13 protein-coding genes are annotated in these 10,740 nt (G+C 70.8%); 4 read left to right on the top strand and 9 right to left on the bottom strand.

Going from position 1 to position 10,740, the window contains the following annotated elements; genetic code table 11:
* Window positions 1-364: 364 nt before the first annotated feature.
* On the bottom strand, window positions 365-835 hold the full coding sequence (locus G6048_RS50525) for a hypothetical protein (RefSeq protein WP_235991024.1): 471 nt from the start codon (window positions 833-835) through the stop codon (window positions 365-367).
* Window positions 793-1,530 carry a DUF1775 domain-containing protein gene (locus G6048_RS43015; RefSeq protein WP_165345054.1) on the bottom strand — a complete coding sequence of 246 codons (738 nt, stop codon included), beginning with the start codon at window positions 1,528-1,530 and terminating at the stop codon, window positions 793-795. The genes G6048_RS50525 and G6048_RS43015 overlap by 43 nt, the downstream gene beginning before the upstream one ends.
* A gap of 179 nt (window positions 1,531-1,709) precedes the next feature.
* Between G6048_RS43015 and G6048_RS43010 the strand changes: the two genes are divergently transcribed.
* On the top strand, window positions 1,710-1,898 hold the full coding sequence (locus tag G6048_RS43010; RefSeq protein ID WP_165345053.1) for a hypothetical protein: 189 nt from the start codon (window positions 1,710-1,712) through the stop codon (window positions 1,896-1,898).
* A 440-nt stretch (window positions 1,899-2,338) separates the two neighbouring features.
* Here G6048_RS43010 and G6048_RS43005 read toward each other — a convergent pair whose 3' ends face one another.
* The 6 genes from G6048_RS43005 to G6048_RS42980 all read right to left on the bottom strand — a co-directional run bounded on the left by G6048_RS43005 (window position 2,339) and on the right by G6048_RS42980 (window position 7,474).
* On the bottom strand, window positions 2,339-2,794 hold the full coding sequence (locus G6048_RS43005) for a DUF3093 domain-containing protein (RefSeq protein WP_165345052.1): 456 nt from the start codon (window positions 2,792-2,794) through the stop codon (window positions 2,339-2,341).
* A 42-nt stretch (window positions 2,795-2,836) separates the two neighbouring features.
* Window positions 2,837-3,403: a carbonic anhydrase gene (locus tag G6048_RS43000; RefSeq protein WP_165345051.1), complete on the bottom strand. Its 567-nt coding sequence runs from the start codon at window positions 3,401-3,403 to the stop codon at window positions 2,837-2,839.
* Between the two features lie 21 nt (window positions 3,404-3,424).
* Window positions 3,425-4,093, bottom strand: a complete 669-nt coding sequence (locus tag G6048_RS42995; protein ID WP_165345050.1) for a DsbA family protein — start codon at window positions 4,091-4,093, stop codon at window positions 3,425-3,427.
* A complete protein-coding gene (locus tag G6048_RS42990; protein ID WP_165345049.1) occupies window positions 4,090-6,135 on the bottom strand; it encodes a cytochrome c oxidase assembly protein in 2,046 nt (681 codons plus the stop codon). Before G6048_RS42990 ends, G6048_RS42995 begins: the two co-directional genes overlap by 4 nt.
* Window positions 6,125-6,718: a copper resistance CopC family protein gene (locus G6048_RS42985; RefSeq protein WP_165345048.1), complete on the bottom strand. Its 594-nt coding sequence runs from the start codon at window positions 6,716-6,718 to the stop codon at window positions 6,125-6,127. Before G6048_RS42985 ends, G6048_RS42990 begins: the two co-directional genes overlap by 11 nt.
* Window positions 6,719-6,802: 84 nt before the next feature.
* A complete protein-coding gene (locus tag G6048_RS42980; RefSeq protein ID WP_165345047.1) occupies window positions 6,803-7,474 on the bottom strand; it encodes a hypothetical protein in 672 nt (223 codons plus the stop codon).
* A gap of 390 nt (window positions 7,475-7,864) precedes the next feature.
* On the opposite strand from G6048_RS42980, the gene G6048_RS42975 reads away from it, so the two are divergent.
* Genes G6048_RS42975 through G6048_RS42965 form a run of 3 tightly spaced genes read left to right on the top strand, consistent with a single transcriptional unit; the run spans window position 7,865 to window position 9,566 of the window.
* Window positions 7,865-8,200, top strand: coding sequence for an ArsR/SmtB family transcription factor (locus tag G6048_RS42975; RefSeq protein ID WP_165345046.1), 336 nt, complete (start codon window positions 7,865-7,867; stop codon window positions 8,198-8,200).
* Window positions 8,200-8,937, top strand: a complete 738-nt coding sequence (locus tag G6048_RS42970; RefSeq protein ID WP_165345045.1) for a cation transporter — start codon at window positions 8,200-8,202, stop codon at window positions 8,935-8,937. Before G6048_RS42975 ends, G6048_RS42970 begins: the two co-directional genes overlap by 1 nt.
* Window positions 8,934-9,566 carry a methyltransferase family protein gene (locus tag G6048_RS42965; protein ID WP_165345044.1) on the top strand — a complete coding sequence of 211 codons (633 nt, stop codon included), beginning with the start codon at window positions 8,934-8,936 and terminating at the stop codon, window positions 9,564-9,566. Before G6048_RS42970 ends, G6048_RS42965 begins: the two co-directional genes overlap by 4 nt.
* 188 nt (window positions 9,567-9,754) lie before the next feature.
* Here G6048_RS42965 and G6048_RS42960 read toward each other — a convergent pair whose 3' ends face one another.
* Window positions 9,755-10,432, bottom strand: coding sequence for a DUF305 domain-containing protein (locus G6048_RS42960; RefSeq protein WP_165345043.1), 678 nt, complete (start codon window positions 10,430-10,432; stop codon window positions 9,755-9,757).
* Window positions 10,433-10,740: the final 308 nt, after the last annotated feature.

Here is a 10,740-nt window from a genome sequence, read left to right as displayed (position 1 = left end):
AGATGTCTATAAGAGACAGGGGTGGGGCCGGTGTATCCCTCGTCGTCCGGGTTGTCGGACGAGGGCGAGCAGCCGGGGAGCAACAGCCCGGCGCTCAGGAGCAGGACGGCGGCTTGGCGCGATGCTTTCATGCACCTCAGACGCTGCGGGTACATGTTCCGTTCGCTCCCTGTCGTCCTCTTTGCGATGCTCCGCGACGGCACCGGCCTGCATGCCGACGGCGCCTCCCGCTGTTGGCGCTCGACCGGATGGGGCCAAGACGGTGGCCCGGCTGGTGCCCCGTCCGCCCACGTCCTTCGGACGACGAGCAGCGGGCCGCAGTTTGCGAAAGTCGTTGTATCTGTGGCGCCGTGTCCCTTCCGGGTCAGCTGCCGACCGGTTCGTAGGCGCTGATGACGTACAGGGCTTCGTCGTCGATCGTGTTCTCGTCCCCGTCGCCGGCGTACTCCGCTTCCGTTGTGTCCGCCTTGTCGCGCCGGGCCTGTTCCAGCCTCTCCAGCAGTTCGCCGATCGTGGGTACTTGACCAGGTACCTGCTGCAGCGCCTGCCGACCGTTGTCGTCAAGGCCGAGGGCCTTTGCCGCTTTGCCGTCCCGGACCGTCGCCCGGAAGGTCCCATGCAGGGCCGGTTCACTAGACGTCAGCGTGTACGCGTACGAGGCGGGCTCCTCCCAGGTGATCTCGCTCTGTCCGATGGCGCTCTTCGGCTCAGTCCCCTCGGCGGATCCAGAGGACGCCGAATTCGTCTGTGGGGCGGAAGGGGTTCCGCCCCACAGACGCGGCAGGCAGTGGGTCAATTGTGCGACGACGCGGTGCGCCGCTTGGCCAGCCACCATGCTCCGCCACCGAGCACCAGCAGGGCCACGACCACCCCGCCGATGATCACGCCGGCCGAGCTTCCCTCGTCCTCTTCGGCGGCCGTGTTCTCGGGTTCGGCGCCCGCGGCCGTGGTGGCCGACTCGGTGGCCGAGGGGGTAGGGGTTGGGCTGGGCATCTCACTTGCGGTGGGGCTCGGGCTGAGGGGGGTGGCGCCCGGTGCCGCCGCCTTCAACGTCAGGACCGGCGCGGGCTGTTCGGGCTCCTCACCACCGGTGGGCAGTTCGATCCAGCGGGAGACTTCGCCGTCGCTGTAGGTCTCGACGGTCTTGAACGCGAGTTCCTTCGCGTCCGGGAGCTGCCGGACCTTGATCTTGTGCTCGGCGTCGACGCCGGTCTTCAGGGCGGGGCCGCCGACGGTGTACCCGTCGTCGGTGGCCTTCAGCTTCCAGCCCTTGGGGGCCTCGTCGAGCGTGACGTCATCGGGGGCGATGCCCTCGGGTAGTACGACGCGCAGCTCGGTGAAGCCGGCGGAAGCGGACTCGGCCTCGGAGACGAAGCCGAGGGTGGCGTTCTCGGCCAGGGCCTGGGGCTTGTCGGCTTCGACCTCCGCGTGCGCGGCGGCCGGTGTGGCCAGGGTGAGCGTGGCAGTCAGCGCGGCGGCACCGGCGAGAGCGATGCGGCGACCGGCATGGGCCACCAGATGGGTGGATATGGACACAGGGGAACTCCTCGCTGATACGGGAAGGACCGGTCCGGCGGATGCCGGGACCGGTGACGGAGCGCAAGTGCTCCCGCCGCGGTGGTCCCCTGCGCACCACCGCGTGCTCCAGTCCGTCGTCCCATGCTTGTGGCGCTAGCTCGAAGGAGCTGCCCGGTCGGCGGCCGGGCAGCGTGAAGAACACCCGGCCGGTGTCGTACACCGGTCGCGGCAGCACCTGGGCCAGAGCGGTCGCGGCCGCTCTGGCGAGCGTGCGGAGTGTGCCGAGCGCGGCCGTCATCCGCGCGTCCGCCCGGTGCAGCAGCCAGGCCACGACCAGCGCGGCGGCCGCATGCACGGTCGTCATCGCCGCTCCGGCGTGATGCCAGGCGTGACCGTCCCCCGCGGCGGCAGCGAGATGCCCGGCGTGCATGGGGTGTCCCGGCACCGCCGCCTGCGTGTCGCCGTCCGCGAAGGACAGCGCCAGATGGAGCACACCCTGCACCGCCAGCGTGACCACCACGGTCGCGGCCGGCGCGTAGCGGCGGCGCGCCAGCGGCCAGACCGCCACGAACTGGGCCACGATCGCCGCGCCCACCAGCCGCCAGGGCACCGTGCCTTCGGCGATCGCGTGGTGTCCGAAGGTCGCGAGCACGGTGCCGAGCACGGCGAACAGGCCGGCCCGCGCGCATGCTCCCGCGCGGCTGGCCCGGCCTGCTCCGGCACGCCCCGCGCGCCCGTTCACCTGATCACGTGGCACGGTCGCTCATCTTTCCCCACCGGGTGGCGTCCGTACTGGCAACAGTGGTACGACGCCGCACGGTCAGGCTCGCTCACCGATCGCCTTGGCGAGCCGGTCCGGCGTCCGCGTGGAGAGGTAGAGGTACGGGGTGGGGTCGTCGGGGTCGAGGATCTCGACGCGTACTGCGGTGGGGATGAAGCTGCGCATCGCCATGACCGCCCGCAGATCGGCCTTGTACGTCCGCCAGGCCCGCGCCTCCTCGCCGTCGAGAACCTCCGGCTGCCCCAACGCGGCCAGCGGTATGCGGGCGTCCATCACGAACAACGTGTCGCCGGTGACCCGGATGCGTGTCGATCCCTGTGCGCTGACGTACATCCCGGCCAGACAGGTGCCGATGGCCAGCGCGATGAGCGCGGCGATCAGCCCGTAGGGGAGGAAGACCAGGGCCAGGGAGAGGCCGAAGAGGACGGCGATGGCCCACCAGATTCTCGGGGCGGTCAGGCGTTCGTCGTAGACGAGTCGGCTGGGGGCGGTCACGGGCGTTCACCTTGTCGTATACGTCGGGTCGGGTGGGGCTGTTCACAGGGGCAGGAAGGCACTGGCGCGGGCGTGGTGGGCCACGGTCGTGCCGGTGTCGATGTCGTGGAACCAGGCGTGCAGCTGCAGCGACCGGTCGGCCAGCCGGGGCGCGACGCACGGGTAGTTGCTGAGCGCGTCGAGCTGCGTCAGGACGTGCCAGTGCCCGGTGGCAGTGAGGTCTCCGATCAGCGGGGCGGGGTCGTCGTCGGACTCCGTGATGCCGGAGGCCGCCAGGCTGTTGTGCATCGCCGCGGTGACGACGTCGCAGTGCGAGTGGCCGCAGACGATGATGTCCGAGACGTGCAGCTCGCTGACCGCGTACTCCATCGTCCGGCCTTCGCCGGTCGGTGTCTTCGCGTCGTAGGGAGGTATCACCCCTCCGTATGTGCGCAGTTCGAAGAGGTCTCCTGGCTGAGCGGCGGTGATCAGGGCGGGTACGACGCGAGCGTCGGAGCAGGAGATGAACATCGCCCGCGGTCGGTGGCGCCGGGCGACGCCGGCCAGGTCCACGGTGTGGGCCGCCGCGCGGGCGCGGAAGACACGTGCCTGGTCGATCAGGTACTGCATGGTGCTGCCTCCCCGTTTGTGTCAGTCGGACAGCCGGTTGTCGATGAGCGCCTTGAACGCCTCGTATGAACCGGGGGTTTGGATCATGGTTCCGTCGACGAAGAAGGTCGGGGTGCCCTGCACGCCAAGCCCGAGGCCGTCGCGCTGGTCGTCCTGGACGCGTCCGGCGGTCTCCGGATCAGCGAGGTCGGCGTCGAACTTCTTCATGTCCAGGCCGAGTTGCTCGGCGTAGCCGCGGAAGACGGACTCCTTCCACTCCTTTGACTCGCCCCACTCCTTCTGGGTGGTGAAGAGCGTGGTGTACATCTCCTCGAACTTGCCCTGGCGGGCGGCGGCTTCGGCGGCGCGTGCGGCCGGCTCGGCGTTGCGGTGGCCGGGCATGGGGAAGTAGCGGGCGACGAAGGTGACCCGGTCGCCGTACTCCTCGCGCAGCTTCTCCACGACCGGGTACATCGCCCCGCACGCCTCGCACTCGAAGTCGAGGAACTCGACGAGGGTGAGTTCGCTCTTCTTCGGCTCGGTGAGGCGGTGGCTGCTGGCGCGCACCGGCAGGGCCTCGGCGGCGGGCTGCACGTTCACGTCGCCCGTGTCGCGGTCGTCGGGGGAGAACAGCAGGAAGGCGCCGAGGGCGGTGGCGAACACGGCCACGAGCGCCGCGGCGGCGATGAGGTGCTTCTTCAGCTTCTTCATGATTCCTCGGTGGGGGCGGAGTTGGTGGTGCGGGCGGGCCGCCGGTCGCGGGCGTGCAGGCTCGCCAGGTAGGCGTTGTAGGCGGCCAGCGGGTCGTTCTCGTCGCCTCGGTCGATCTTCCGGTCGACGCGGCGGGCCTCGCGTTGGTCGGAGCGGATCCACTGGATGGCCAGGATGATCGTGGTGATCAGGACGGGGATGTCGCCGGTGGCCCAGGCGATGGCCCCGGCGTCGTACTGGTCGTCCAGCGGATACTTGACCCAGGGCCGGTCGAGCGCGGACCACCATCCCTCGCCGATCAGCGCGGTCGAGCTCATCAGCGAGATGCTGAACCAGGAGTGGAACGGCATCGTAAGGATCAGCGCGAACAGACGGCCCAGATGGGGCGGTCGGTGCGGTCCGGGGTCGATGCCGATGACGACCCAGAAGAACAGCAGTCCGACGGCCAGGAAATGCACCAGCATGAACATGTGGCCCAGATGACTGCGCATCAGGGTCTCGAAGAGCGAGCTGTAGTAGACGACGAAGGCGCTGCCGATGAACAGCACGCTCGCCACCACCGGATGCGAGATGACCTTCACGTAGCGGCTGTGCAGCAGCTTGAGCAGCATCTCGCGCGGCCCGTCCGGCTCGCCCTTGGGGGCGCGGGGCAGGGCGCGCAGGGCGAGCGTGGCGGGGGCGCCCAGGACGAGCAGGATCGGCACCGTCATCGCGAGGATCATGTGCTGGCCCATGTGCACGCTGAACAGCACCTTGCCGTAGACCGCCAGCCCGCTCATGGTCGCCAGCACGGTCACCACCAGGCCCAGCAGCCACGAAATGGTGCGCCCGACCGGCCACTTGTCGCCCCGGGCGCGCAACTTCCGCACCCCCGCCAGATACAGCAGGGCGGCTGCCGCGGTCCCGAAGGCGAACAGCGGGTCGAAGTGCCCTTGGGTGAACAGCGGCGTCCACGGGAAGTCGCCGAGCGGCGGCGGCATGGGGAAGCCCAGCAGCTCCTCAGCCGGTGAAAGCGACGCGTCGCTGTCGCCCGGCGCGGGGGTGCGCGACAGGCCGACCGCGAGTCCCATCGCGGCGGCCATGAGCAGCAGTTCACCGGCCGCGAGCCGGACGAACCCGCGTCGTCTGCCGGCCTGGAGAGCGGGCAGGGTGCGGCGTCGGTGCCACCAGCCGATGCCGCTCAGAGCGGCCAGCGCCACCGATTTGCCGAGGACCATCAGCCCGTATCGGCTGGTGAACACCTCACCCACGGACGGCAGCCGGACCGCGGCGTTGACGATTCCGCTGGCCGCGACCGCGAGCAGCGCCCCCGCGGCGAGCGGGCTGAAGCGCCGCACCGCGTCCGCAGTCTCGTCTTCCCGGCGCGCGGCGGCCACGAGGACGAAGACCAGCCCGCCGACCCATACGGCCACGCCCACCAGGTGCAGGGCGAGGCTGGTGACAGCGGCGTCGTGGTTGCCCGCCGCCGAGGAATGCCCGGTGAACGCGGGTGGCGTCAGCCCGGCCAACGCCACGACGAGCGCCAGGCGGGCCCAGCGCGCCGTGCCGATGCCCACGCACAACGTCGCGATCATCCCTGCCGCGGCTGCCATCAGGGCGTACGAGCGGCCTTGCGCGTCCGTCGTGACGAAGTCCGCCAGCACGGCAGGTGATGTGACCTCGCCGATCGGCTGGGCGAAGAGGTCGGAGAGCGTGAACACCAGGGTGGCGGCCGAGGCAGCGGCCCACAACACCGCAGCAATCGCCGCCCAGTTGAGGTAGCGCAGCTGAGTCGTACTGAGCTTCCTGCCGCCCGGCAACAGCACGACGACCAGCAGCAGTGCGCCGACGGTGGCCACCGCGGCAGCGTCCGCGACCATACGGGCGACGGGCAGACCCCAGGCGGTCACGGCCCCGGCATCGGCAATCCCCGGGATCTCCGCGGCCACGCCCCCACCGGCCCACACCGCGGCGGCAGTCACGGCGACGGCGACACCGGCCGACGCGGCCAGCACGAGAGGCACCTGGGGCAGCCGCCGGGTCTTGGTGCTCTCAGTGGCCATGACGCGCTCGCCTCCGTCGTGCCAGGAACGCACCCATGGCCGCCACGGCAGGCGCACCGGCCGCGACCAGGACGGAGACGGCCACGCCGGAGGACTCCTCGTCTGTCTGGTCTGGCGCGGACTCCCGGTCCGCGCGGGGAGCCGCGGCGCCGGCTGACTCCGTCGTACGTGGGGATGGACTGGCGCTGCCCGTCTTCTTGACGGTGAGGGTGTACGAGCCGGAGACGGGATGGCCGTCGGCGGAGACGACCCGGTACCCCACCGTGTAGCGCCCGGCGGGCGAGGCGGGATCGAGCGCGAGGGCGACCTTCCGGCCCGAGACCTCGGGCTCGCCCGTGGCGGTCGACTCCCCGTCGGGCGAGGTGACGGCGACCTTGGCGTAGTTCTGGGTCATCGCGTCACTGAAGGTCAGCGTGATGCGCGGGGGCAGTCCGGCCAGTGTGGCGTTCGCGCCCGGACTGCTGGTGTCGAGTTCGGTGTGGGCCGCGGCCTGCGGAGCGGCAACGGCCAGAGCCGCCAGGGCGACGGGCAGAACAAGGCTGCGTGCCGCCGTGCGGACGGCACGCCGGTCGGTGACATGCATGATGCGGAGCTCTCTGTGATCCCCGGTGACCTGGTCGCCAGGCTGGAGGTACCGGCCCGCCGGGCGGTCCTCGTGTCACACCCGTCAGGGCATGCAGGGAGCGCCGATCGGCGTCGGCCGGAAAAGGGCGAACGGAATGTGCCCGAGGCGCGGGGGTGCCCTGCCCTCGTGCAGCCGCACCAGCAGCGCCGACATGAGCGGTGCGGTGCTCTCGGGGATCGCTGTCTGGGGACCGGCGTCATGACGGCCACTCAGCAGCGGCCAGAGGAACAGCACCAGACGTCGTACGGCTGTCAGCAGCGACCTGCCCTGCCACAGCAGCCGCACGGTGATGCCCAACAGACGGGCGGCCAGCAGCAGCGTCACCAGGTGCCCGGCCGGCACAACACCGGTCGGCGGCCCGGCGACCGCGTCATGCTCGACCAGCCGGGACAGCCCGACAGAGCCGTCCTGTCCCGCCACCGCCGCCGCGCAGGCCCCGGGCAGGGAGTAGGCGGCGTGGTAGGCCAGCTGCGCGACCGCGAGCACGGCCAGCACCTGCGTGTCCGTCAGTCGACGCCGTGTCAGCACCGCCGCACCCGGCACGGCCACCGCGGCCATCGCGGCCACGATGATCCACCGGGGAGCGTGGCCCTGCGCCAGCACATGCCCGGCCAGCGGCAGCAGCACGCACAGCACCGCCAGCACCCCGGCCCGGAGCCCGCGCAGCACGCCGGACGCCGGGGAGGCGGATCCTCGCGGGCGGTGCGGACGCATCAGGTTCGGGCCTTCGAAAGCCCCGTCCGGGACCGGACGGGAGAGCGGACAGCTGTGGGGGAGGGACTCCCCGTACGCACTGGCAGCGTACCGACCGCCCCGTCCCCACCTTCACAAGAGGGTGGAACTGACGGCTTCGCCACTCTCCTGCGGCACGACCATGGCATCACCCGATCCACGCTGCAGGTCGACCATGTCCCGGAGCGCGTGCTTCGGGTTGCCTCCCCCGCGACACGGCAGGCGACGATGCATCGCATTGCGACGACCCGCACGGACCGGTGCACCGAGGCGAGCCGCACGAGCACTGACTCGCCGCGCGCGTCTGCCCGCGACCCCTGAGCTGATCATCCAGGATTCCCTGAATTCAGGAAGGCGTGTACCGTTTGGATCGTGCTCACCATTGCCTCCGACATCGACGCGCTGGCCCGCTTCGGCCGCGCGCTCGCCGATCCGATCCGCTGCCGCATCCTGCTCGCCTTGCGGAAGGCACCCGCGCACCCGGCCGATCTGGCCGACCAGTTGGAGATCTCCCGCACCCGCCTGTCGAACCACCTCGCCTGTCTGCGCGACTGCGGCATCGTCGTCGCAGTCCCCGAAGGCCGACGCGTGCGCTACGAACTGGCCGACGCCCGCCTCGGCCACGCGCTGGACGACCTGCGCGGCGCGGTCCTCGCCGTCGAAGCCGACCGCACTTGCCCGGACGCCGAAGAGAAGGACTGCTGCTGATGACGATGTCCACCAGTCTCGGCCCCGCGCCGATCCGACGCGCCCAACTGGCCCGGCGCATACGCCTGCTGGTCGCCGTCACCATCACCTACAACGTCATCGAGGCGATCGTCGCCATCACCGCCGGCACCCTCGCCTCCTCCACCGCCCTGATCGGCTTCGGCCTGGACTCGGTCATCGAGGTCTCCTCGGCCGCGGCGGTGGCCTGGCAGTTCTCCGCGAGTGACCACGCCGTACGCGACGCTCGGGAGAAAACCGCACTGCGCATCATCGCGCTCTCCTTCTTCGCGCTCGCCGCCTACGTCACCGTCGACTCCGTCCGCGCCCTGACCGGCACCGGCGAGGCCCAGCACTCCACGCCGGGCATCGTGCTGGCCGCCCTCTCCCTGGCGGTCATGCCGTTCCTGTCGGCCGCCCAGCGCCGCGCCGGACGCGAACTCGGCTCCGCCTCCGCCGTCGCCGACTCCAAGCAGACCTTGCTGTGCACCTACCTGTCGGCCGTTCTTCTCGTCGGCCTGCTCGCCAACTCCCTGCTCGGCTGGACCTGGGCCGACCCCATCGCCGCCCTCGTGATCGCCGCCGTCGCGGTCAAGGAAGGCCGCGAGGCATGGCGCGGTGACAACTGCTGCGCGGTGCCGATCGGGAACATCGTGGAAACCGATGACGGGCAGGACGGTTGCGGCTGTGGCCCGGGTTGCTCGTGCTGCGCCCCGGCGAAGGAGGCGAGTACCCGATGACCGGCTGGGCCTGGGCGGCACTGGCGCTGTACGGGATCTGGCTGCTGTCCGCCTTCGGCGTGCGCACGCTCATTCAGCGCCGCCGCACCGGCGACTCGGGTTTCCGCGGCCTGTCGGGCACACCCGGCTCGGCCTCCTGGTGGGCCGGAGTCCTGTTCGTCGTCGCTCTCCTCGGTGCCGCCGCCGCACCGGCCGCGACCCTTGCTGGCCTGCCGGTCCTCGTCAACGATGTCCCCGCCGTGCACGGGCCCGGCGCGGTGATCGCCCTGCTCGGCGTCGCGGGCACGTTGGTCGCCCAGCGGGCCATGGGAGCGTCGTGGCGCGTGGGCGTGGACCAGACCGAGCACACCACCCTCGTCCGCGGCGGCCCCTTCGCCCACGTCCGCAATCCGATCTTCACCGCCATGGCCGTCACCGGTCTCGGACTCACCCTGATGGTGCCGAATGCCCCGGCGCTCGCCTCCCTCACCGCCCTGGTGATCGCCGTCGAACTGCAGGTACGCGTGGTCGAGGAGCCCTACCTCAGGGCGATACACGGCCCTGCCTACCTCGACTACGCGGCAACCGCGGGCCGCTTCCTCCCCGTCATCGGACGGCTGCGGACCGAGGCCACGAAGGACGCCCCGTAGCCGCAGCGGTACGTCAGGGCCGGGTGAGGAGCCGTACGCGCCAGTGCGCGTGATGGTCCCCAAGGCGAGACGCGCAGACCCTCGGTCGCCCTCCTTTCCTCAGGCCCGCAGCCGTGGGCGGGCCGGCACCGCCCCGGTAGCCGGGGGATCGGGGACCCCCGGCTACCGGGGCTCGACGGACGGCCGTATCAACGCGGCGCCGAGCCGAGCTCCTTGAGCATGTCGGCCATGAGCTCCATCTCCGACTGCTGGGCGTCGACCATGCCCTGGGCCAGTTGGCACTCCTGCGGGACCTCGCACTGCTCGGCGCAGGCGCGGGCCATGGTGACGCCGCCCATGTGGTGGTCGGTCAGCAACTGGAGGTAGAGAATCTCGGCTTGTTTGCCGCTGGCCTTGCCCAGTTGGTCGAGTTCGGTGTCGGTGGCCATGCCGGGCATGAGGGAGCCGTCCTTCGGCTGGTGACCCATGTGAGGGCCACCCTTCACCCAGGCCATGTAGTCGGAGGACGTCTTCGGCGGGCTCCACAGGTCGAGCCAGCCCAGCAGCATGCCGCGCTGGTTGGCCTGGGTCTGCGCGATGTCGTACGCGAGGCGGCGTACGTCCTCGTCGTCGGTGCGGTCGCGGATGATGAAGGACATCTCGACGGCCTGCTGGTGGTGGACGGCCATGTCGCGGGCGAAGCCCGCGTCGGAGGAGGCGGCGGTGGGCACGTCGGACGTGTCGTCGTCGCCTGGCGCGGCCACGAACCAGAGGATCAGGCCGAGCGCGACCAGGGCCGCCGCCGCGGCGACGGCCCACGGGCCGAGGGACGGCCTGCGGGCGGGTGCGTCGTCGGAAACGGTCACGTCCGGTGCCGTCACAGTCATATCCTTTGTGTCCCTCATCAAGCGGTCAGCCCCCCGGTCGAAGCGTCTGGTCAAACTCGGGATCCTCGCCGAGGCCGACACCGGCAAACTTCGCCAGGAAGCAATAGCCGACAGAACCTCCACCAGCGGCCTTGCTCCCACCTCAGCCAGAAACGGACATCTCCTCACGAACCGACTACTGAGAGGGCGTTTATGCAGGTCAAGCCCTATATGCGACTCTCGTTCCTGCCCTGCTTTGAGGGCTTTCATCCCCTAGGCGGCGAATGGCGCTCTCCAGGGCGGAGGCGCGGCCATCCGTCTCGTTCGCT

This window comes from Streptomyces ureilyticus (assembly GCF_011045025.1).
Classification (GTDB): Bacteria; Actinomycetota; Actinomycetes; order Streptomycetales; family Streptomycetaceae; genus Streptomyces; species Streptomyces ureilyticus.
The sequence above is the reverse complement of the archived record's forward strand: the minus strand, read 5'-3'. Positions and strand labels throughout refer to the sequence as shown.